This window comes from Legionella israelensis (assembly GCF_004571175.1).
Taxonomy (GTDB): Bacteria; Pseudomonadota; Gammaproteobacteria; order Legionellales; family Legionellaceae; genus Legionella_D; species Legionella_D israelensis.
Window position 1 is genome coordinate 1,936,945 of record NZ_CP038273.1, and the last position, 23,980, is coordinate 1,960,924.

Below are 23,980 nucleotides of genomic sequence, written 5' to 3' on the forward strand. Positions count from 1 at the left end.
AGCCAGATGATGTTTGCTGAACAATTCGTTTCTTGTGTCGAACTCATGTTAATTTAAGGGAACACCTTTATCCGGTTTGCACTGCTGATAGAGCTGGGCCAAATCATCATAGCTTCGCTTCAGTTCCTGAATTTGTTGTTGCAATTCCTGCTGACTGGCTTTATCGCAGTGCTTAATCATTTCTAATATACTGTAGCCTTTCCAATAATAATTTTCTTTAGCATAGTGGCCGTTTTCACATTTAAAGACTTCTTTTAATATCCTGAGATCATGGGGCATATTAAAGACATCACGCGTATCCATATAACTGAATAAATAATAAAAAACATCATATCCTCCCCAGGTAATGGCTGAGAGACAAAGGGGGCATGGTTCATGAGTGCTATAAAAAATGCAATCCTTCGGATCGGGTCTTTCGTTGGCGGGTAACTCATAGAATTTTTTAATGGTATAGACTTCGCCGTGCCATAGTGGATTTTCAAGCTCTCTATTTGTACCTGCCACAACAACAGACAAGTCATTTTTTTTTAAAATCGCAGCGCCAAACAATTTATTTCCGGCCCTGACGCTTTCATATGTCAATGGCAGAATGTTTTGCTGAGTCACATTCAGTAAACGCTGAATCATCTTCTTCGCTTTTATATCCATAAAAGAAAATCCTTTTGACAAAAATTAAATAATTTCAACACCGGGTATTTAGAAGATAGAATCTCTGAATTGTCAAGGAGTTATCTCTCCCTGCCTGTGAAAGACGTTTAAAAATTCAAAAGCTTAAAAATCAGAATAAAAATTAAATTATACGGTGATGAGATATTGTCGATGTCTCACAATTCCCATAAAATTATTAATTCATATATATAAAACGGATTTTATCATGCTTAAAAAAAGATATGGATTAATGATTGGTTTATTCAGTTTTCTGACTACTGTTCAAGCCGATCAGCCCTCCAGTTACATGCCCGTTGTGATTGAAGAAGACTTCCAGAGCATTCTCCAGCGGATGTCAGGCGAAAAGGAAAGCGTTAACCAAAAACAAAAAGATTTGCTTGAAAAACGCTATGACTTGAGTAACCGGCCAGCAAAAGATGTAACCATGTCAAATGGTAAGCCCATACAGGAAGGCGTAAGGGTTAAACTTCCACAGGGATTGACTTGGGAAGATCTGGCTAAAATGACGGCGGATGAAATCAAGGAAAAAGGGGTATTCCCGCAGGGATTTTTACCCTTGCCTCACCCAAATCATGCAGAAGGAGGAATGCTTTTCCCCCAGTTTTTTATCGATGAGCTGAATAAACAGGAAGGACGTGATTTGACACGCTTTGATTTGGATTTTGATATTCCGGAGCATTTTTTACCTCCATTTCCTCCGCCTATTTTTTTAACTACACGGCCGGATTTGGGTGATGTATCAAAAGGTAAACTGGTGAATATTACCAATTATTACGAATTGTTTAATGGCATACTGAACCCCAAACAATTGGAAGGTTTAAGGTTACTGGTGACGCCTTTTCCCCAACAGCAGTTTAATCAGACCAAAGATCGTCGTTCAAAATTAACCAGCCGAGGAGTTGCCTGTTTAGATTGCCATGTGAACGGCCATACCAATGCAGCGACGCATTTGGTAGGAGATATTCGTCCACAGGAATTCCGTCATCGTATTGATACTCCCAGCTTGCGCGGCGTGAATATTCAGCGCTTGTTCGGTTCACAGCGTGCTTTAAAATCAGTAGAGGATTTTACCGAATTTGAGCAAAGAGCGGCTTATTTCGACGGTGATCCAGTAATAGCAACCAAAAAAGGGGTCAATATTCTTGAACGGGGAAGTCAAGTACATTTTATGGCGGAAGTCCAGGAGCTATTTGATTTCCCCCCTGCGCCAAAATTAAACTGGGAGGGTAAACTTGATCCCAATAAGGCAAGCAAAGAGGAATTGCGCGGTCAGGAATTGTTTTTTGGAAAGGCGAAATGTGCCACTTGCCATGCTCCTCCTTATTATACCGATAACAGCATGCATAATTTAAAGACGGAACGGTTTTTTAAACCTCAGATGATTAATGGACGTATGGCAGCAGCTGATGGTCCGATAAAAACTTTCCCGCTGCGCGGCATTAAGGATTCACCACCTTATTTACATGATGGTCGGCTGTTAACTCTGGAAGATACAGTAGAATTTTTCAACCTGGTCTTGCAATTACAGTTAACAAAAGATGAAAAACAAGATCTAACGGCTTTTCTCAGAACGCTTTAAAAAATATGATAACAAGAGTGTAGACACACCCTAATATTTTTATAAAGGGATTAAAGGCGGTCATTTCCGCGCAGGCCAGCGCGGAAATGATACAAATTTGGTTAATAACAAGGTATGATTTCGCTCTGAATGAGAGAGCAAAGTCTATTGGCTAGCCTCTCAAGGCATTGTTCAGGAGACAGCACTGTATGAGTAACAGTGCTGTAGCGGTTTTTGCTTTAGGGTTGATACACTTCTTGCTGGATACCACTGACAAGCCATTCATTTGAATATGTAAACTGATAAAAATGCCATATTTCATCGAGTTGGATAATGGCTTCATCCTCTTTAATGGAACCGGTAAAATGAACACTGGCAACAGTAGATTGTGTTTGCTTGGAAACATCCAGTAATCTTGCGTTTAAATCAATCACTTCCGTTTTATTCGGTTTATCGTCACGTTCATCCAGTTGCATTTTAATTTCTGCATAGACTTCAGGTGAAGTAAAGGATTGAATATCCTGCAGATTTTTTTGATCATATGCTGCCTGTAACCGAATAAAGGTCACTTTTGCATTGCGTAAAAAGCCTTCCTCATCAAAATCAGTACTGCTATTGCCAAAGGCATTGGATTGAGCAAAGTTATTATACGAGTTTGATCTGAATGCATTAGCATTAGACTGGGCGAACTGCATTCCGGGCTGCATTTTTTTTCGTAATAAACTGACGATGAGAAAGACGGCAAAGCCCAGCATCAGCCAGGTTATTAAACCATTCATTAAGCCATGCCCCATAAACAAACTGGCTAATAAACCACCGATTAAGGCTCCACCTAATATTCCACCCCATTTGCCTGTATTAGCTCGTTGTCCCTTTAGTGCAGTGGTTTTTGGTTTATGGGATGAAAAAAGGCTGCTATGAGAGCGTTGTACACCAAAACTTCTGCCGCCGCCAAATCGTTTTGCCGATGCTTCATTGATAAACAGACCGAAAGACAATAGGACAATGAATAAGCAAGAAAGAAAATTTCGCATATTTAGGCCTTTTTTAAGATCAAAATGCCATTATACCTGAGTCCAAACAAACTTGCTTGGAAATTATGAACTCATATGACGAAGTATACAAACGTAAAATATCAAAGCCTTTGTTGATCTCTACTTGTTTGTAAGTCTTCGGAAGAGATAGAGAAATTTGAATGGTGAGTTTATATTCATAAAAGGTATGGGATAATCCATATCGCCAACATTTTACGAAAAAAACTGCCAAAAAAGGGAGAAAAATGATGATAAATGAGTTAACTGGAAAGTGCCATTGTGGTAAAAACACCTTTGCCATCAAGAATAAGCCAGAATTTCAATTTATTTGTTATTGCAATGATTGCCGATTATTAAATAGTGGAGGACATTTATGTGGAATGGTTTTTGATCAAGCTCAGTTACAAAAAGCAAAGGAAACCCAAACTTATACGTATAAGGGAGGAAGCGGAAATCCAATCATTATGCATTTCTGTCCTGTTTGTTCTACTCAATTATATGCATTTCCTACCGAATATAAAGATAAGGTGGTTGTAAGAGTTAATACATTGGACGCTTCGGAATTTAAACCGCAGCAATATTTGTTCACGGAAACGGCATTTCCCTGGGATGACTCCATTAGTTTGAAAGGCATGTAAATTCCACATTCCACGGCAGGTCTATTATAGGGAGCTCTTAAGCATATGCCACATCCCTAACTCTTTATGCCGCTAAACGAGTGCTATCCTGTGAAAAAACAAAGCTTTTTATAAGTTCAGGCAAATATCGCAGAGTTGGACATAAGAAAACAATATTGTTTCCTTATGTCCAACATGAGTTAACTATATTTTACAAGGTTATCACAACTGTATTGTCCTTTATGTTTTTCATAATAACAAGAAAGACCAGTTGGTAATCGGATGTCTTTATGAGCTTTAAGAAAGCGATTCAAATCGTTTTGCTCATCTTTGAAGCCTGTGAAATCAGGTAGAGTAAGGTTATCGAGAATCTTTTTTAGTTGGCTTTTGTCGCTAAATACTTCACTTTCGCTGATTTTATTATGAACCAGTAGCATGGCTTCATAACGTATAGCGTCATTGGCATCAGGGTGATTAGAGACGTCTTTAAGGAACTGGATTTCCTGATCCCGCTCCTTTTTTCTGGACCAGTTTTTAAAATTACGCCAGAAGCCTGTTTTGCCATAAGCTTGGTCATAGGCATGACGATATTCACTTTCCAAATTATCTATAGCTGCTTTTAAGTTAATTGAAATGAGTTTCTTATGATTCTCATTTTGGCAAGTCGAATCACTATATAAATTATTTTTAATCAATTGTAATGAAGCCTCGTTCATTGCATCTTCAAATGCCTTTATCTTGTTTTTTGTAAGAGTAATATTTTCTTTCAGCAGATCAATGTCTTTACTGACGTTTGGGGTTTTAAAGAGAGAAGTTTTTTGAAAGCGGTTCAGGATCAATTCTTTTAGTTGCAGATTCATCTGTACCAATGAAGAATAATATTGTCTGGCTGTGGTTTCAAAAGCCGCCTGAAGGGTTTGAATCTCTTTTTCTGAATGATGCGCATTCAGGTTGAGTACTCTGCACATGAACGTTTGAAATTCATGAAAATAACCTTCTGAGGTGTCTTTTAATTGGGAAAAGCAGCTCATTTTGTCAGAAAATTTGTCAGCATCGGCAAATTTCAGGTTTAACTGACCGAGAGCTGCAAATTCAGCAAAAAATTTTGCTCCTCCACGTTCTCTTAAAGCTTTGAGATTGTTATTATGAATTTTTTGCAATGCTTCTTCATTTTCAGCCAATTGCAATTTGAGGTCCTGTAATAACTTTTGTTGCTCAATTTTTATGCCTTTCATGTGCTGTTCTCCTTGCTTTAATTACAAACTCATGTCGAGCGGCGGCGAATATTTGCTGTCAAATGTTCATTTACTCCAGTAAACGCTGCTTTGAACATCCGAAATAATCAAAATCCGCTAAAAAAATACGGTGCTGTCTAACATGAGTTACAAATCCATTTTGTAGTTCAGGATTTCGGAGTTTAGGTAATTTATCTTTTATTTTGGACTCAAGTTCCTACATCCTGATTTTTAACATTAGCATGCTTTAAAGAGGATGGATATCCCTCATGATTGAGGATTTGTGAAAGATACAATCTCTCTCGTTTAGGCGTGATACTTACGTCTAATTGAGTTATGTATTTTTTTCACGGTTAAGAGGAGGACAGTGAAGTTCAGAGACAATATTTCCTTCTGAGTCAATGGTTTTTAATACCACTGGAAATTTCCAAAGAGCATATAGATGTTTGAGAACGTCCAGAGCCGTATCGGCTAATGGCACATGATTTTGCTGGCTGTAATGAAGGGTCAAAGAACGATCGCCTTCTGTATCCACGGAGAAAACTTGAATATCCGGTTCGAGATTACCCAGATTATATTGTTTGGATAGGGCTGAGCGAATTTTCGCATAACCAGATTCATCATGAATGGCATTAACAATTAGCTCAGGCTGTTGATCATCGTCTATGATATGAAACAGTTTCAGTTCACGAATGAGGCGGGGGGATAGATATTGGGCTATGAAGCTCTCATCCTTGAAATTGCGCATGGCAGAATCCAGGCTGCTTAGCCAGTCTTTGTGAACCAGATAAGGAAACCAGCGCTTATCTTCTTCCGTTGGATTTTCGCAGATGCGTTTAATGTCCTGCATCATATGATAACCCAGTGTATAAGGATTAATGCCATTATAATAGGGACTGTTGTATGGGGGCTGCATGATGACATTGGTATGGCTTTGCAGAATTTCCAGCATGAACTCATCGGTGACCAATCCTTCATCGTATAAGGCATGCAATAGCGTGTAATGCCAGAAGCAGGCCCATCCTTCGTTCATGACCTTGGTTTGGCCTTGTGGGTAAAAATATTGCGCTACCTTTCTGACGATGCGAACAATTTCCCTTTGCCAGGGCTCAAGCAAAGGCGCATTTTTTTCAATGAAATAAAGAATATTTTCCTGTGGCTCTTCCGGAAAACGTTTTTTACGACCGTTCTCATCCATTTTTTTCTTTTGCGGGATGGTACGCCATAATTCATTAACCTGGGATTGAAGATACATTTCACGGTTTTGCTGACGTATTTTTTCCTCCTGAATGGATAAGCCGCTCGGATGCTTATAACGGTCAACACCATAATTCATCAAGGCGTGACAGGCATCGAGAATGGATTCTACCTCATCAATGCCATAACGCAGTTCACAATCACTGATATATTTTCTGGCAAACACAAGATAATCAATAATGGCATCGGCAGAGGTCCACATTTTATATAAATAATTATTTTTGAAAAAAGAATTGTGACCATAACAGGCATGAGCGATGACCAAAGCCTGCATGGCCATGGTGTTTTCTTCCATGAGATAAGAGATACAGGGATTGGAGTTAATGACCAACTCATAAGCCAGCCCCATTTGCCCACGTTTATAGCTTTTTTCAACGCCGACAAAATGTTTCCCAAAAGACCAGTGATGATAACCGATGGGCATGCCGACAGATGAATAGGCATCCATCATCTGCTCCGCAGAGATAACTTCAATTTGATTTGGGTATGTGTCCAGCTTGAAGTCTTTTGCAATACGCGCAATTTCTTCATCGTAGGTTTGAATCAGTTCAAAGCTCCATTCGGACCCTGTGGATAAAGGTTTTTTTCTCATGCGCTTTTCCTTTTGAACAACTCGCGAAATACTGGATAAATATCAGAGACATGATCAATATTTTCCATAGCAAAATTGGGGAAATGTTCTTTCACTTGTTGATAGACTTCCCACAGGCTTTGGTGATGTCGGGGCATGATTTCGATATAGGCGAAATATTGCAGTAAGGGCATGATTTTTTCCTGCAACAACTCCTGACAATAAGGTGAATCAGCATTCCAGTTATCCCCGTCGGAGGCCTGAGCGACATAAATATTCCAGGAAGAAGGTGGGTAACGGGCTTCAATAATGCTGTTTAATAGCTCAAGAGCACTTGAGACAACAGTTCCCCCGGTTTCCCGTGAATAAAAAAATTCTTCTTCATCCACTTCTTTGGCCGAAGTATGGTGGCGAATGAAAACCAGTTCTATTTTTTCATAATTTTTGGTTAAAAACATGTATAAGAGAATGAAGAATCGTTTGGCAATGTCTTTTTTCGCCTCATCCATGGAACCAGAGACATCCATAACACAAAACATGACGGCTTGTGTTGACGGTGCGGGCACGCGAATGCGATAGTTATAGCGCAAATCAAGAGTGTCAATAAAAGGAACGGAATTGATTTTCTTCGTTAAAAAATCAATATCGCGCTCAAGTCTTAATCGATCCACTTTTTCAGCGTTTGGGTCAGCATTCAGTCTGGCCAAGGCTTCTTCCGCTTCACGCAGTTGCCTTTTGTAGGGAGCAGCCAATGCCATGCGTCGTCCGACGGCTTGTTTCATCGAACGAACGACGTTGATATTACTGGGAATACCGCTGGTGGTAACACCTGCTCGTATGTTCTTGAAAGTATTGATTTTGGCGAGCTCTTTTTTCACCAAGTCAGGCAATTCCAAATCTTCAAAATAGATATCGAGAAACTCTTCACGCGTCAATTCAAAAATAAAATCATCTTCGCCTTCACCGGTATTACTGGCTTGTCCTCCTCCATTACCACCACCCCCGGCCTGCGGTCTTTTGATACGATCACCGCTGATAAAACTGTCATTGCCGGGAAAAACACGCTCCACTTTTCCTCCTTTACCTTGTTTAAAGCGAGGTTCGGAAATATCTTTGGAAGGAATGGTGATTTGTTCCCCCTGATCAATTTCAGTAATACTTCGCCTGCCAACGGCGTCGGAAACGGCACGTTTGATTTGATTTTTATAACGCCTTAAAAAGCGCTGTCGATTGACAGTACTTTTTTTACCGGCGTTTTGTCGTCTGTCAATCAGCTGTGACATAGCGTTTAATTCTCCACATTACTGCGATTTGCGTACTCGCAAATACCATTCACAAAGCAGTCGAACCTGTTTGCGGGTATAGCCTTTTTCAACCATGCGGGAGATGAATTCTTCATGTTTTTTCTTATCATCTTCCGAGGCTTTGGCATTAAAGGAGATGACAGGCAATAAATCCTCTGTATTGGTGAACATCTTTTTCTCGATGACCGATTTTAGTTTTTCATAACTGTTCCACACCGGATTTTTGCCATGGTTGTTAGCACGGGCTCTTAACACAAAGTTGACCACTTCATTGCGAAAATCTTTCGGGTTTGAGATACCTGCAGGTTTTTCAATTTTCTCCAGTTCCATGTTTAAAGAACTACGGTCAAATATTTCCCCGGTATCGGGGTCACGATAATCCTGATCCTGGATCCAGAAATCAGCATAGGTGACATAACGATCAAAAATATTCTGACCATACTCAGAATAGGATTCCAGATAGGCCGTCTGAATTTCCTTGCCTATGAACTCCACGTACTTGGGTGACAAATATTCCTTGATAAAATTGAGGTATTTTTCATGCATCTCCTGTGGAAACTGTTCCTGTTCAATTTGGCGTTCAAGAACATAGAGCAGATGTACCGGGTTTGCCGCGACCTCGGTATGGTCAAAGTTAAAGACTTTGGACAATATTTTAAAGGCAAATCGGGTGGAAATACCGCTCATTCCTTCGTCCACACCCGCAAAGTCTTTATATTCCTGATAAGATTTAGCCTTGGGATCAGTGTCTTTCAAGGATTCACCGTTGTAAACGCGCATTTTCGAATAAATGCTGGAATTTTGCGGCTCTTTCAGACGAGTCAGCACGGAAAATTGCGCCAGCATACTTAACGTGCCCGGAGCACAGTGAGCATTGGCCAGAGAGCTGCTGTCGATAAGTTTCTGGTAAATTTTGATTTCTTCCGAGACACGTAAACAATAGGGAACTTTGACGATATTGATTCGGTCAATAAAGGCTTCATTGTTCTTGTTGTTACGGAAACTCTGCCATTCAGATTCATTGGAGTGAGCTAAAATGATACCTTCAAAAGGAATGGCTGATAAACCTTCGGTGGCATTATAATTTCCTTCCTGGGTGGCTGTCAGTAAGGGATGCAATACCTTAATAGGCGCTTTAAACATTTCGACAAACTCCATTAGTCCCCGGTTTGCCCGGCAGAGTCCGCCTGAGTAGCTGTATGCATCAGGATCATCCTGAGAAAATTCTTCCAGCTTACGTATATCAATTTTGCCGACAAGGGAAGAGATATCCTGATTGTTTTCATCCCCTGGCTCTGTTTTGGCAATGGCGATTTGTCTCAAGCGGGAAGGTTTTATTTTGATGACTTTGAATTGACTGATATCCCCGTTGTATTCATGTAGACGTTTGACAGCCCAGGGTGACATCACATAACGGAGATGTCTGGCCGGAATACCAAAGCGTTCGTATAATAATTCGGCGTCTTCATCCGGATTAAATAAGGATAAGGGGGAGTCAAACACGGGCGAACCTTTAATGGCATAAAAAGGGATTTTTTCCATCAGGTCTTTTAATTTTTCGGCCAGGGAAGACTTTCCTCCGCCGACTGGACCTAACAGGTAGAGGACCTGTTTTGTTTCTTCCAGCCCTTGAGCTGCATGCTTGAGAAACCCTACAATTTGTTCAATTGGCTCTTCCAGCCCATAAAAATCTTTAAATACCGGATAACGATGAATCACTTTGTTAGAGAAAATACGTGATAAAACAGGATCATGTCTTGTATCTACCAGCTCGGGATCGCCGATGGCCATCAGCAGTCGCTCGGCTGGATTGGCATAGGCTGAAGGATCGGTTTGACACAGTTCAAGATACTCATTCAGGCTTATTTCTTCTTCTTTATTATCCACAAAGCGTTGAGTATAATTTTGCAAAAAATCATGCGTGCTCATAATCGATCCCCTTTTAAAATCCCCCTGCCGGGTACAACCATTTGTTTTTTTGTTAAGGTTTTTTGCATTTCACCTGTAAAAGCGAGACACTAGCCCTTAACCTGAGTATAGTCAAAAGTCATTTGCTTTGAAAATTTTTTTAAGAATCAATTGATTATTTGGATGGCTGTTTTTATAAACATTCATTATTGGAAGGATGTAATATGACAAAAAAAACCATTTATTTAAAAGATTACCAGAAACCGGCCTTTATTGTTGAACAAGTAGAGTTAAATTTTGAACTTTATGATGATCATGCTCTGGTGACGAGCCAAATGCAGTTGCAACGTCAAAGCGAGGGGCCATTGCATTTATATGGCGACGAACTGGAACTGCTGGGAATAAAAATGAATGATCAGGTTTTAAAGCCAGAGCATTATGAACTTAAAGAGGATGATTTATATATTCACGATTGCCCAGACCAATTCCATCTGGAGGTAGTGACTCAAATATACCCGCAAGAGAATACGAAATTGGAAGGCTTGTATCGCTCAAATCAATTGTTCTGTACTCAATGTGAGGCAGAAGGTTTCAGACGCATCACTTTTTTTCCCGACCGCCCGGATGTCCTCACGACGTACAACACTCGTATTTGCGCCGATAAGAAAAAGTATCCTGTGCTTTTGTCAAATGGGAATTTAATTGCTCAGGGTGATGCTGAAAACGGGCGTCATTGGGTCATCTGGCAGGATCCTTTTAAAAAGCCTTCCTATTTGTTTGCGTTAGTGGCCGGGGATCTGGCTTGTGTTCGGGATGAATTTCATACTTTTTCCGGTCGAGCTGTGGACTTGCGAATTTATGTGGAACCTGGAAATGAGGATAAATGTTCTCATGCCATGGCTTCTTTAAAAAAAGCCATGCACTGGGATGAAGAGAGGTATAATCGAGAATACGATTTAGATATCTTTATGATTGTGGCAGTCAGTGATTTTAACATGGGAGCCATGGAAAATAAGGGACTGAATATCTTTAATTCCAAATATATTCTTGCAAGACCGGATACAGCAACCGATCAGGACTTTGCTGATATTGAAGGTGTGGTCGCTCATGAATATTTCCACAACTGGACCGGTAACCGGGTGACCTGTCGTGACTGGTTTCAGCTGAGCCTTAAGGAAGGATTAACGGTGTTTCGGGATCAGGAGTTTTCCCGGGACATGAATTCACGTGAGGTTAACCGTATTCAAGATGTCAAGGCATTATTGACAACCCAGTTTCCGGAAGATGCCGGCAGCATGGCTCATCCTGTCAGGCCGGAATCCTATCAGGAAATCAATAATTTTTATACGGCTACCGTTTATAACAAAGGTGCAGAAGTTATACGAATGCAGCATACCTTGTTGGGTGATGAGGGCTTTAGGAAGGGAATGGATTTATATTTTGACCGTCACGATGGTGAGGCAGTGACAATAGATGATTTTGTTAAAGCCATGGAAGATGCCAATGATGTTGATTTTACTCAGTTCAAACGCTGGTACAGTCAGGCAGGCACACCGGTGGTTAAGGTGCAAACGAATTATGAGGCAGGCCACTTAAAAATTAATATGCAGCAAAGCTGCCCGCCCACACCTGAAAATAAGGAAAAATTGCCTTTTCATATTCCCATTCGAATTGCTCTTTTCTCCCCCGATGGTGAAAAACTACCTGTGGAAAATGAAGTTCTACAATTGAAAGAAGCTGAACAATCTTTCAGTTTTCAGCACCTGGGTGTTAAGCCCATTGTTTCCCTGTTACGTGATTTTTCGGCCCCCGTAAAATTGGAATACCCCATGAATAAGGAAGAAAAGCTGGGGTTGTTGCGTTATGAAGTCAATGGCTATGCCAAGTGGAATGCGGCACAAAGTCTGGCTTTGGAATGCCTTCACCAATGGTTAAATCTACCTGAGGAGAAGTGGGTCATTTCCGAGGATTTGCTTCAGGCTTATCGGCATGTTTTTCTGGATGATTCTTATGATCGTGCACTCAGAGCGGAACTATTAACACCACCCGGATTTCAGGAAGTTATTGACCTTTTAAGGGAAGTGGATGTTACTGCCGTTGAAAAAGTAAGGGATGCTTTTCGCCATCAGTTAGCACAGTTTTTATTTGAAAATGCGTTGCAGATATATGAGGAATTATGGGAAAAAGAGGATCACGGGCTATACAATGAGGCTTATGCCCGTCGCAAGTTTCGTAATCTCTGCTTATGGTTCATGATGAAAGCCAATGAGGAAGAATCTTTGTCAGTTTGTGAGCGGCAATTTAACAAAGCAAGGACCATGAGTGATCAAATGGCCAGCTTTACCTTGTTACTCAATTCTCAAAAAGCCGATCGGGAAAAAATACGCCAAGATTTTTACCAGCAATGGAAGCAGAATGAACTGGTTTTAGATAAATGGTTTGCGGTTCAGGCCAGTAGTGAGCTTCCTTCCACGCTGGAGCGAGTCAAGGAGTTAATCCATCATCCGGATTTCAATCTTAAAAATCCAAATAAGGTACGGGCATTAATCGGTACCTTTTGCATGGCAAATCCAAGAAATTTTCATGCTTTAGATGGGAGTGGCTACGATTTCCTGAAGGATGTATTAATCACCTTGGATAAAATAAATCCACAGGTTGCCGCACGCCTGGCTACACCATTTACTCGTTGGCAACAATTTGACAAGCCGAGACAAAAGATGATGAAAAAACAGTTAAAACAACTTTCTTCTGTCGAGTTATCAAACGATCTGACTGAAATGGTGGAGAAAAGCTTAATGTGAAAATATCGGGTGATGAGCTTGTCAGATAAACCATTGGCGTAGATTTTTTCAGAGGTGGGTATGAGTTATCGTTTTGCCGTTATTGGTCATCCTGTTGCCCATAGTCTTTCTCCTGTTATTCATCAGGATTTTGCAAGTCAAGCGGACATTAGCTTACAGTACGACAAGCTGCTCGGAGATGAACACGCCTTTGAAAAGCAGGTCAATGATTTTTTTGCCCGAGGGGGGAGAGGATTAAATGTAACCTTGCCTTTTAAAGAACGTGCATACGCTATGGCGAGCATGGCGACAAAAAGATGTTTGGCGGCAAAAGCCGCCAATACGCTGTGGATGGAAAGCGGGAAATTGCAGGCGGATAATACGGATGGCATTGGACTTATTCGGGATTTACAGCGTTATCTGACTTTGAATGGTCGTAACATTCTAATACTTGGTGCAGGTGGGGCAGCACGCGGTATTCTTTCGCCACTGCTTGATTTTTCTCCTGACCGCCTGCTTGTTGCCAATCGTACTTTAAGTAAGGCAGAATCCCTAAAAAAGGATTTTCCTTCCATTGAAGTCTGCTCTTTTGAGCATCTGGATTTTTCCTCTGAGATAGTGATTAATGCTACATCTTCAAGCCTCAGTGAAGGTGAAGTTCCTTTTTCTTCCCGCCTTTTTGCTCATCGGCCTTTTTGTTACGATTTAGCCTATAGTTCTTCAGGAGTGACTTCTTTTGTGGCCTATGTGCGTGCCTTAGGCTGTCAGGCAGTGGATGGATTAGGTATGTTGGTTGAACAAGCCGCAGAAGCCTTTAAAATCTGGCATGGGGTAATGCCAGATACCTTATCGGTGTTAAAAAAATTACGAATCAAACAGAAAGATTGATTCGGCCTTTTATTGACTTGTGATTAAACCATGATCAAACCGCAGGGATTCGTAAATTTTTCACAAAGTCGAGCGTTATATGAATAGTATTATTGATCAAAAAATGACTGAATTTCCGGGGCAACGGCAAGAGTATCCTGATAACCCAATTTGATTAGTTCATTGGTGAATTCTTTTTCAAACAATAAAAAACTGAGCAAATCACCAGAATGGCTTTTGGCACCTAGAGTATTCAGTAAAAACCGAAGAAAAACGGGCATGGTTTTATATTGTTCCTGAGCTACTTTTGCCATGTCACAACTGGGCCGAAGATGCAAGGTGGTGATTGGACGCCAGGAGGAGTAACGTTTTCTCCACATGGAAAGGAGGCGGGCAATTTCATTCATGTGATTCACCATCTCAATGTCTCTGTCAAGATTGTCCATAAATAATCCATTGAGCATAGAGCCTAAAATATGAGCAAAGCCAATGTCTCCGTTTTTCAAGTCTTCATTTTCCTTGAAAGTTGGTAAATGACGGGTGCCCAAAATAAGTATCTTATCCACTTGAAAACGGATGGCTCCTCTTAGAGGAGATACCAATCCCATGCTGCCATCCCCGTAATGTTGCCCATCAATATTGACCGTAGGAAAAAAAAGCGGCAGAGCGGCTGAAGCTAGAATGTGTTCCGTCTGCAATTGGACTTTCTTACTGCTATGTCGAGGATAGTGCCAATCCTCAAAATTTGTATCTCCATGATTATAGAATGAGATAGTTTGATGAGTTTCATAACAATTGGTAATGATTTCTATGGTTTCCAGATGTTGATTGGCAATGTTTTCATTAATCAAATTCAAATCGACATTATCACTAATAAAACGGCGCAAAGGCTGGGTATTGAGCAAATGTCCTGCCTGGCGCTGTTTAATGATCATGGTGCTTAAATTACGCAAAACTGATTTGCTTAATTCATAATTGCTGGCATTGTAAATCTGCTGGCAACGAATTTCGCTCCACAAATGATTTAATTTTTCAACGGCAGCAGGAAAATTCTGTGCATTTTCAGCGAGCACTATAGCATTAATGCTCCCGACACTGACGCCACTGACCACGTTAAAAGGCAGACTTTTCACCTGCAAAATGTGATCAATGGCTTTTAAAACACCGACTTGATAAGCGCCCCGTGCTCCACCGCCAGCAAGATAAAGGGCAATTTTGGCCATAATGAAAAATTCTTTTTTTAAGTTATAGGACTATAGATGACTTACTTATCTGTTGGCAAGTCATACTTTCATCACGTCATCTTTTCTTAAGGATATACTAGTATATTATTATACAACGTGAATTCGATGTAACTGTTTAAGGATTATCCTGCAAAGAGAAAATATATTGAAAACCCAGACCTTTTGTGATCTTATTTGTTTTTTCTAAGAACAGTAATAGGATACAAGAGGCCTGGAATGGATAAGTTAGTCGAATTATTCTGTATTGTCGATGATTTTTGTCAAAAGTTTTTACCAATCTTTGAGCAGCAACTTATAAATATTTCAGGCAAAGTCAGGAAGAAACCCTGTAGCCTGTCTATGTCCGAAATAATGACGATAGTGATACACTACCACCAATCCAATTATCGAAACTTCAAAAGCTATTATTCTTATGTTTTGCAGAAAGATTTACGTCCCTATTTCCCAAAACTGGTCAGCTATAGCAGAATGACTGAGCTGATGCCATCTTGTATAGTGCCATTAACGGCATTTTGCCACAATCAATCAAAGACTCTAACTGGCATTTATTTCGTAGACTCAACCCCTATTGAGGTCTGCCACGTTAAAAGAGCGCAACAGAATAAAACATTTAAGGGGTTAGCGGAGAAGTCCAAATCAACTATGGGATGGTATTTTGGTTTTAAACTTCATTTGGTGGCCAATGATAAAGGTGAGCTAATGGCTTTTAAAATAACCTCAAGCCGAACAGATGACCGAACGGTTGTGCCCGATTTAAGTAAAAATCTGTTGGGTAAAATGATTGGAGATAAGGGATATATTTCCCAAAATCTGACCGAGAAACTTGCTGAAAGAGGCTTGCAACTACTGACCAAAGTCAGAAAAAATATGAAGCAAAAAGTGCTCGATGCCTTTGACAAAGTCCTGTTGAGAAAAAGAGCCATTGTTGAATCTGTTATTGACCAATTAAAAAATATTTCAAATATCGAACACTCAAGGCATCGTTCTGTCTTTAATTTTATGGTCAATATCTTGGCTGGTTTGGCAGCTTATGCACTTAAGCCAAAGAAACCTTCCTTGAATATTGAAAAAACATTCGTGGCTGTCGTTTGACCAGTTATATCGAATTCACGTTATACAGATATATTTTTTTTGTAGTGACATGAATAATAAAGTGATAAATGATCAACGAGAACTAGAGTGGCGAAGAAAGTATTTTGAAAACATTCTTCTGCCAGATATAGAAGAAAAACTGGGAACATTAAAAAACGGTATTGTCGGAAAAACGCCCGATGAGGACAGCATCATAAAAGCCCTTGAGAAACAGATACCGGGCGTGGCGAACATTGCCAATCGTTTACGTGACACAGGAAGCCATACAGATGCTTTTATTAAAGAGGAAATTCTGAGCCACCATATACGGGGTTCGGCAAAAGCTGCCACTGCGGTAGGTACGGGTTTTTCCATTGCTTCCCTTGTCTTTTATGCCTTTGAGTTTTTCCGTATACCCGGGATTTATCTTGCTTCTTTCATTTTAGGTAGAAAAGTTCCTTTTACGCTAAAAAACAACGCCAAATGGCTTTATTCTGCTGTGTTATTAGGCTTAAGTATTGCCGCCATTGCCGTACCTGGGGTTGCTCCATTTCTAGCCATTGGGATATCTGCTCTTGCTGTAGGCGTTGGCCTATTTACCGTGGGCCGCTTTTTTTACCGAAAAAGACAGATAAAAAAAGAACTATCGAAGCAAAATGAAGCGATTGAAAAGGTTGAAAATGATATTGACAAATTAAGGCAAGCGAAGATTGATGATGCGCTTAATTACAAATTTTCTAATGAAAATATAGAGAACGCCATTAAAGACATGCGTAAGGCAAAAGAAGATTTAGATGCATTAAAAAGTAAAAATGCAACTGAGGAGGAAATTAAGGAAGCCGGAAAAAAACTGGAGTCATCACAAAATAAACTCATCTCATTATATTTTAAAGCACGCAGGGATAAAGCATCCACCCCCAAAGAGTTGGATGCTATTTTTGAAGAAATGGAAGAATTTCAAAAGAAATTGCAGACAAACATGGAGCATTTGCAAAATCTGAAAGACAAGGTTGCCGAACTGGAAAAAGAAAATGAGGAAATGGGCCTCATGTCAGTCGTAGATAAGGGGGTAGGAACCATTTTGGGTGCTGCAGCACTTGGCGGACTTGTGGTATCGCTTTTTTTCCCACCCATCGGTGCTGGTATATTGCTCGGAGTCAGTGCTGCTGCTCTGACCTACGCCAGTGCACGTCTTGCAACACCGTTATTTAAGAAGCTGGGTTCATGGCTGGTCAGTAAAGCAAAATCAATCATAAATAAACCTGAAGAGGAAAAAGAGCCTGCTGTAAAGGACGTTATGAATGCGCCCAAACCTCATAAAAAAATTGTTCCATCTGATGAGGTACATGAATCCACTGCAGATATCTTTAAAACATTTTTTAGCGAGAATGTTGTTGTTGCATTAAAAAAAGAGATTTGTCAAACCCAGCATATGGAGAAAATAGACCGAAAATTAGAGGCTCTAACTAAGGCTCAGGATCATAAAGGTATTCTTGAGTATTTTAGTAATTTAGCTGAGCGCTTTGATAGACATCAGATGGGTCAAAGAAATGTCGACTTTTTTCTTGAACGGCTTAATAATCTTCAGCCAGGTCTCAGATTGTTACAACAAGCTTTTAAATCGGAGGATTTAAAAACCGATGTCACTTCTATTGAGAAAGCCCAACATATTTTAAACAATGAAGTTTTGAAGAAGGCATTGGAGGAAAAAGGGATAGACTGGAGCGATGTTCCTGTTTTTGAGGAAAAAAAAGCCTCTGCCAGGATTTCTCCTGCTATAAAGCAAAAAGAAGAAGATAGCGAAGGAGAAAGAGAAAAAGGCGGAGATACACTCTCAACCTCCCATCACTAATCCTTTCTTGCAAAACCATATAAAATCCGTTAAGTTGGAATGCTGACTCAGAAAACGGATTTTTTATGTTGTCATTGTTTCGTCAGCAACCGCGCGCTTTTTATATGATTTTTATGCTGGAGTTGTGGGAGCGCTTTGGCTTCTATACCGCTCAGGGCATTTTAACCCTCTACTTCATCCGCTTTTTAGGCTATAGCGATACGCAAGCTTATTATACTTTTGGCGCCTTCTCCGCTCTTGTTTACGGCATGGTGGTTCTTGGTGGCTATCTCGGCGATAAAATCCTTGGTACCAAACGTACCATTGTGCTCGGTTTAGTCATTTTGTCTTTAGGCTATTTTTCCCTGGCAATAACCAATAAACATAACGTTTTTCTGGCACTGGGCTTAATCTGTGTTGGCAATGGTCTCTTTAAAGCCAATCCCTCCAATCTGCTGGCTAAATGCTATCATGACAATGACTCTCGTTTACACGGTGGTTTTACCCTGTATTATATGGCGATTAATTTAGGCTCTATGGTGGCTCTTTTTGCTGGCCCCACCATTTCCAGCCGCTATGGATATTCTTATGCTTATTTTCTCAGCGCTGTTGGTCTTGTGCTAGGGGTGGTCAATTACCTCTTTCAGAGAAAGCATGTGGCTCATATCCAAACAAAAGCAGATCAGAGGCAAATCCATTTTTCTCAATGGAATTTGATGATTATCGGTGTAATTGCTTTAACCCTGTGCTCGGCTTATTTGCTGCAGCATGTCCTGATGGCCCAGGCTCTGTTATGGCTGGTGATTTTCATAGCTCTGCTGATCTATGCTTTTTACATGAGCCGGGAAGATAAAATCTCTGCTCTGCGCATGTTCGTTGCTTTTATCCTGATGATTGAAGCGATTGCTTTTTTTACCCTGTATCAGCAAATGCCAACTTCTTTAAATTTATTTGCTGTACACAATGTACGCCCTACCTTTTTAGGTATTTCTATTGATCCGCAAAGCTTTCAGGCGCTTAATCCGATTTGGATTGTGCTTATGAGTCCTGTTTTGGCGACGATGTATTCCAGACCGCATAAAGAAGGCACAAGTTTTACCATTGCCCATAAGTTTGCCTTGGGAATGACCATGTGCGGCTTAAGTTTTTTGTTGCTGTATTTTGCTCGTTTTGCCAGTTCTGAAAGCGGAATGGTATCTTCCTGGTGGATGGTTGTTAGCTATTTGCTTCAGAGTTTGGGCGAGTTGTTGGTTTCAGCTCTGGGTGTAGCCATGGTTGCTGAATTGGTGCCAATTCAGATTGCCGGTTTCGTCATGGGAATGTGGTTTCTTACTTCTGCAATATCCGGGTTTACAGGTGCTTTTGTCGCCTCCTATACGGCCATTCCCCAGCACGTAAACGCCGGTATTGGCTCTTTGATGATTTACACGAAAGTGTTTGCTGGTATCGGTTTGTTTACCTTGGCTGCTTCGCTTGTTATGTGGTTGCTTGCTCCTTGGCTTAATCGAGTTATTGCCATGAAAGCAGAGGTATTCGGTGAAGCCCTGGAGATGGATACTGAAGACCTTTCAAAAGAAAGTCTCATGCCGGAAATATAACCGTTTTCCATTTATTTTTCGCTAAACTTATTTGCAAGATAATATTTAATCAAGTTCCCTGTGACTTCCTTTGAGCCGATTTCAAAGATAAGAAATAAAAAAATTAAAAATCAAGTCTGTTTTTCTAAAAAAAATCTGATATAGTGTTTTTGCTTCCTGCAAAATTAAAATCAATTCTTCTTGTGGATAAGTCTATTTATTACTCACCCTATTTTTTTCCTGTTTTCTCGATGCATACCTAAAACATCAAAGCCACCAAGTCATTGCCTTTTCTTTTAATTTTAATGAGCATTCCTTGTTATCCACAAAATCGGTGGATAACTCTGTGAATACTTCGTGAAATGGGCGTTATCACAAGTGTTTTCTTGATTGTTTTTTAATTCCACAAATTGGATAAGACAATTTAATGAGAGTCATTATCACCCATCAAAAGTCTGTTTTCAGACAGTTATACTAAAATTTTATCAAAAAGTATCCGATAAAATTCCTGTGGTTGAGTTCTTAAATGAATTTCCACCTGACAAGCAAGCTCGTATTGCGCATGTTTACGGGGCTTGAACAACCTGAATTGGAAAGTCCAAGAGTACAATTGAGCTTGATACAAGCGCACTCAACCATGTCATCTCATCGGCCATCGATAAAGAAGATATGGATTTTGTAGCGGCACAAGCTAGAGCACTGAATGATTTAAATATGTACAAGTTAAATTTGATTATTGATGAATCAAAAATATTAACTCTGTCTCTAGGTTCTGCGGCTTGGCCGCAGAACCTAGGGATGTTCCTTAATGGCTCGCTGGGAAGGCTGAGAATCCAATTCATCTTCAATTTTATTATCATCTTGGCTTGAAAAGAATGAAAAAAGAGAACGTCCGATTGAACTAACTGCTTGATAGGCATTATTAGCCACTAATTTTGTAGTATGGTATGACCCTTTCACAAGAGCATATCCGGCTAATCCAGCAGTCATACTGATAGCATAGGCATTTTGATATGCAAAATCAGTAACATGTTCTCTCATTGGAATATAGATACTTCCATATTCAAGATAGCCCAGGTCTTCGGGCATCGTTCCTGTAATGCTCCCATAAAAATAAGGAAAACCATATCTTGTGATGGTTGATACATAGGGTGCAACAAAATAACCTGTTACGACAGAGACTGCAATTGGATAAAGATAGGACGTTGATTGAGCATTTTTAATTTTTGAGAAAATGCTACTTTCATTCGCAGGTAACTCGCGAGTTGTTTCAGTTTCCATGATCAAAATTCTCCTGGTAAATCCCTATACAAAAAGAACATGCTCTTCTAGATTGTCAACTATTTATTCGCTTGTAAAGTAGGTGATATAAAAGTTCTGCGTCAATGTATATCCACCGGAGCATCATCTTATAAATAATATGGACAATTTGTAATCAGGTTGGGTGCGGACTATACTAGTGAGGGCGAGTACAAAGTATTCCCATCCGGGAAAAACTCTTTTCGGCATCATCGTTCATTATGGAGAATCGCTATGGATCATTGGATGAGATTATTACAGCATTTTACGGTGGCCTTCATTGTTGTTGTATCGATCTTTGGGTTGCAATTTGCTTACGCAGATGCCACACAGAATCAGCGGCAGGCTACTGTGCAAAGCCAGCAAGTAGGTGTTCAATTGGCCCAGCAAATGAACGCCAGGAAGGGACAGTCAGACACTGTTATCCAACTGAAAAGAGGTCAAAAAGGTCCAACGAAACTGATTGCAAAGGACGGTGCGGTAGAATTCAAGTGTAACGGAAGCTGTCTATGCAAAGGTGCCGGTGATTGCGTCAACATGGTTTATTCCGGTTGTTGCTCTGGAGCGGTTACGTGCGATGACAGCGGCTGCTCCTGCGTAAACGGCGCCGGTTGTGACAATGACGGAAATCTGCCGGATTAGCGTTTGACTGCGACTTTGTGGATGATTCTGTCGCATAAAATCACCGAACTGTCTAAACTGCTGGTTTTGGCTCTTCGCGCCTTGGCGTGGAGAGCACCTAAATAAAGAAGAGTGGTTGAAAATATTTTTAAAGTTATCCAATGGACTTCCATCTCACGATGCACTCGGTGATTTATATATGCACGCCCGCCAAACCAATTGTCAACACACCCTGGCGCTAACTAATTTCATCGATTTTCAAGATAAACCAAATGATTAGCTAATCTTGTCGTTTCTGTGATGGTTATTTGCTTGTGTGCAAACAAGAAAATATTTTTTCTGGAAAACCATTTAAAGGCTCATTCAATGTTAGGATAGGTAAGAACATAATTTGGGGATGGAGGATGACATGAAAAAACTAGAAAATAAAACCGTGTTAATAACAGGTGCTTCATCTGGTATTGGTTTTGCTTTTGCACAACTACTAGCAGAATATAAAATGAAACTGGTTATCACCGCAAGGCAAACGGATAAATTAAATACATTAGCAGAACAGTTACGAAAAAAAGGGGCGGATGTCCAGGTTTTCACCTGTGATTTATCTAAAAAAGGTGCCGCCAATTTACTTTATCAGCAAATACAAGAAGCGAATATTGCCATTGACTTATTAATTAATAATGCGGGATTTGGGAAGTGGGGTGAGTTCTTGGATTTTGATTTGGAAACTTATAATAATATGTTGCAGCTCAATATCAATGCTTTAACTGAACTTTGTTATTTATTTATTCCACATATGATCAAAGCAGGCAGTGGTGGCATCATAAATGTAGCTTCATTAGCTTCTTTTACACCTGTACCGTATGCTACCGTATATTCTGCTTCCAAATCCTATGTTTTGTTTTTTACTGAAGCCTTAAGTGGCGAATATAAAGATAAAGGATTACATATAATGGCATTATGTCCTGGAGGTACCGAATCAAACTTTGCCAAAGTTGCAGCGCCACACTTAAACTATGAAAAAGGTGATTTTGATTCTGCAGAATTTGTTGCTCAAAAAGGATTAGAGGCATTTCTGCAAGGGAAGCGGCACGTTGTAATCGGTAAGAAAAACAAAACTATATCGCTATTACCCAGGTTCTTATCTCGAAAATCGATTATCAATATCGTAGGTAAGGCATGGAAAAAAAGGATCAACTTGTAAAGTTGTGGATTAACCAATTCTGGTTCATTTTGCCGCCGCATTATATATGACTATAAAGATAATTTGTATAAAGATGGTCGTTGGGGATATTTCTCTTTCCAAATCATAGGAGATTATAATGAAAAGGACTTTGATGACACAAATGCTACGATTGTTACTCATATTGGCAAGCACTATTGTAAGCACAATCACACAGGCTTGTACTGGGCTGCAATTAAAGGCAGGCGATGACTCATTTATTAATGGACGCACTGTTGAATTTGCCTCACCAATCCCATTGAGCGGGCTAGTTATTCCTAGAAATTATGCTTTTAATGGCACATTGCCAGATGGCACAAAAGGGTTAGCTTACAAGGCTCAATTTGCTGTTATTGGTGCAAATGCTTTTGGTGAAGCAGCCATTCTGGACGGTTTAAATGAAAAGGGCTTGGCATCTGCCGCATTTTATTTCCCAAATTATGCCACTTATACAGAAGTGACACCTAAAAATAAAAATATAGCTTTGTCACCTACAGAATTCCCTAACTGGATTTTGACTCAATTTACAACCGTTGATGAAGTTAAACAAAATATTAATTCGGTTGTTATTGTGCCAACCTCTCCTGCTGGATGGGGTTTGGTCCCTCCCTTTCATTATGTGGTTTATGATAAAACTGGTAAAAGTATTGTGATTGAGCCAATTAACGGCAAACTGGTTGTCAATGACAATCCAATTGGTGTCATTACCAATTCACCGACTTTTGATTGGCATCTAACAAACTTATCCAACTATCTCAATCTTTCTCCAATGAACGCACCTAGCAAAGTTATTGATGGATATAAGCTCAATTCATTCGGTCAAGGTTCAGGTCTACATGGATTACCTGGTGATTTTTCTCCTCCATCACGCTTTGTAAGAGCAGCTATATTTTCAGCAACGGCCACACCTGTCAGTAACGCTGCCAAAGCTGTATATGAAGCCTTTCATTTGCTCAATCAATTTGACATACCACCCGGTGCAGTGGGTTCTAAAACAAATGAAAAAGTTACTTTTGATTTGACACTGGCAACAACAGTAAAAGATCCGCAAAATATAAATTACTATTTCAGAACTTATAACGATCAAAACATCAAAATGATCGCTCTTAGTGCATTTGATTTAAATGACAAAGAACTTAAATCTATCCCAATGACTGGCATGCAACCCGTCAAAGATGTGTCTGCCACTGCACAAAGCGGCTTAATTGATGCACATCCGCAAAGAAGCGAAGAAGGTAGCTAAGATTTAATAATTTGCTGATTTTTTTGTTTAATGGTTACAGAAATGGGAAAATGCGAGCTTTTCCGAGCGGTTTTT

General features: G+C 40.1%; 19 protein-coding genes. 11 read left to right on the forward strand and 8 right to left on the reverse strand.

Annotated features, from left to right (window positions below):
• Positions 1–48 precede the first annotated feature (48 nt).
• On the reverse strand, positions 49–648 hold the full coding sequence (locus tag E4T55_RS08815) for a nucleoside deaminase (protein ID WP_058501381.1): 600 nt from the start codon (positions 646–648) through the stop codon (positions 49–51).
• A gap of 226 nt (positions 649–874) precedes the next feature.
• Between E4T55_RS08815 and E4T55_RS08820 the strand changes: the two genes are divergently transcribed.
• Entirely contained in the window at positions 875–2,248 is a 1,374-nt protein-coding gene (locus E4T55_RS08820; RefSeq protein WP_082636503.1) for a cytochrome B6, read from the forward strand.
• Between the two features lie 218 nt (positions 2,249–2,466).
• Here E4T55_RS08820 and E4T55_RS08825 read toward each other — a convergent pair whose 3' ends face one another.
• Positions 2,467–3,261 (reverse strand): Tim44 domain-containing protein, encoded by a 795-nt coding sequence (locus E4T55_RS08825; RefSeq protein ID WP_058501382.1) that lies wholly within the window; start codon positions 3,259–3,261, stop codon positions 2,467–2,469.
• Between the two features lie 245 nt (positions 3,262–3,506).
• Here E4T55_RS08825 and E4T55_RS08830 point away from each other — a divergent pair, with 245 nt between their 5' ends.
• On the forward strand, positions 3,507–3,899 hold the full coding sequence (locus E4T55_RS08830) for a GFA family protein (protein WP_058501383.1): 393 nt from the start codon (positions 3,507–3,509) through the stop codon (positions 3,897–3,899).
• A gap of 179 nt (positions 3,900–4,078) precedes the next feature.
• Here E4T55_RS08830 and E4T55_RS08835 read toward each other — a convergent pair whose 3' ends face one another.
• From E4T55_RS08835 to E4T55_RS08850, 4 genes are all read right to left on the reverse strand, one after another.
• The gene (locus E4T55_RS08835; protein WP_058501384.1) at positions 4,079–5,113 is read right to left on the reverse strand and encodes a hypothetical protein; all 1,035 of its coding nucleotides are present in this window, start codon (positions 5,111–5,113) and stop codon (positions 4,079–4,081) included.
• A 334-nt stretch (positions 5,114–5,447) separates the two neighbouring features.
• On the reverse strand, positions 5,448–6,962 hold the full coding sequence (locus tag E4T55_RS08840) for a SpoVR family protein (RefSeq protein WP_058501385.1): 1,515 nt from the start codon (positions 6,960–6,962) through the stop codon (positions 5,448–5,450).
• The gene (locus E4T55_RS08845) at positions 6,959–8,224 is read right to left on the reverse strand and encodes a YeaH/YhbH family protein (RefSeq protein ID WP_058501386.1); all 1,266 of its coding nucleotides are present in this window, start codon (positions 8,222–8,224) and stop codon (positions 6,959–6,961) included. Before E4T55_RS08845 ends, E4T55_RS08840 begins: the two co-directional genes overlap by 4 nt.
• 18 nt (positions 8,225–8,242) lie before the next feature.
• Positions 8,243–10,174 carry a PrkA family serine protein kinase gene (locus E4T55_RS08850; RefSeq protein ID WP_058501387.1) on the reverse strand — a complete coding sequence of 644 codons (1,932 nt, stop codon included), beginning with the start codon at positions 10,172–10,174 and terminating at the stop codon, positions 8,243–8,245.
• 203 nt (positions 10,175–10,377) lie between these two features.
• Between E4T55_RS08850 and pepN the strand changes: the two genes are divergently transcribed.
• Positions 10,378–12,954: an aminopeptidase N gene (gene pepN, locus E4T55_RS08855; protein WP_058501388.1), complete on the forward strand. Its 2,577-nt coding sequence runs from the start codon at positions 10,378–10,380 to the stop codon at positions 12,952–12,954.
• 60 nt (positions 12,955–13,014) lie between these two features.
• A complete protein-coding gene (gene aroE, locus E4T55_RS08860) occupies positions 13,015–13,821 on the forward strand; it encodes a shikimate dehydrogenase (RefSeq protein ID WP_058501389.1) in 807 nt (268 codons plus the stop codon).
• 89 nt (positions 13,822–13,910) lie between these two features.
• On the opposite strand, the gene E4T55_RS08865 is transcribed toward aroE, so the two are convergent.
• The gene (locus E4T55_RS08865; RefSeq protein WP_115325332.1) at positions 13,911–15,026 is read right to left on the reverse strand and encodes a patatin-like phospholipase family protein; all 1,116 of its coding nucleotides are present in this window, start codon (positions 15,024–15,026) and stop codon (positions 13,911–13,913) included.
• Positions 15,027–15,260: 234 nt separating this feature from the next.
• On the opposite strand from E4T55_RS08865, the gene E4T55_RS08870 reads away from it, so the two are divergent.
• From E4T55_RS08870 to E4T55_RS08880, 3 genes are all read left to right on the forward strand, one after another.
• A complete protein-coding gene (locus E4T55_RS08870; RefSeq protein WP_115325218.1) occupies positions 15,261–16,136 on the forward strand; it encodes an IS982 family transposase in 876 nt (291 codons plus the stop codon).
• A 49-nt stretch (positions 16,137–16,185) separates the two neighbouring features.
• Positions 16,186–17,967 (forward strand): ATP-binding protein, encoded by a 1,782-nt coding sequence (locus E4T55_RS08875; protein ID WP_131780767.1) that lies wholly within the window; start codon positions 16,186–16,188, stop codon positions 17,965–17,967.
• A gap of 65 nt (positions 17,968–18,032) precedes the next feature.
• The gene (locus E4T55_RS08880) at positions 18,033–19,544 is read left to right on the forward strand and encodes an oligopeptide:H+ symporter (protein WP_058502295.1); all 1,512 of its coding nucleotides are present in this window, start codon (positions 18,033–18,035) and stop codon (positions 19,542–19,544) included.
• A 771-nt stretch (positions 19,545–20,315) separates the two neighbouring features.
• Here E4T55_RS08880 and E4T55_RS08885 read toward each other — a convergent pair.
• On the reverse strand, positions 20,316–20,804 hold the full coding sequence (locus E4T55_RS08885) for a hypothetical protein (RefSeq protein WP_058502296.1): 489 nt from the start codon (positions 20,802–20,804) through the stop codon (positions 20,316–20,318).
• A 252-nt stretch (positions 20,805–21,056) separates the two neighbouring features.
• Here E4T55_RS08885 and E4T55_RS08890 point away from each other — a divergent pair, with 252 nt between their 5' ends.
• From E4T55_RS08890 to E4T55_RS08905, 4 genes are all read left to right on the forward strand, one after another.
• Positions 21,057–21,464: a hypothetical protein gene (locus E4T55_RS08890; RefSeq protein WP_058502297.1), complete on the forward strand. Its 408-nt coding sequence runs from the start codon at positions 21,057–21,059 to the stop codon at positions 21,462–21,464.
• Positions 21,465–21,757: 293 nt separating this feature from the next.
• Positions 21,758–21,856 carry a toxin-antitoxin system HicB family antitoxin gene (locus E4T55_RS15625; RefSeq protein WP_162262335.1) on the forward strand — a complete coding sequence of 33 codons (99 nt, stop codon included), beginning with the start codon at positions 21,758–21,760 and terminating at the stop codon, positions 21,854–21,856.
• Entirely contained in the window at positions 21,853–22,644 is a 792-nt protein-coding gene (locus E4T55_RS08900; protein ID WP_058502298.1) for an SDR family NAD(P)-dependent oxidoreductase, read from the forward strand. The genes E4T55_RS15625 and E4T55_RS08900 overlap by 4 nt, the downstream gene beginning before the upstream one ends.
• Positions 22,645–22,777: 133 nt before the next feature.
• The gene (locus E4T55_RS08905) at positions 22,778–23,905 is read left to right on the forward strand and encodes a linear amide C-N hydrolase (protein WP_115325395.1); all 1,128 of its coding nucleotides are present in this window, start codon (positions 22,778–22,780) and stop codon (positions 23,903–23,905) included.
• Positions 23,906–23,980: the final 75 nt, after the last annotated feature.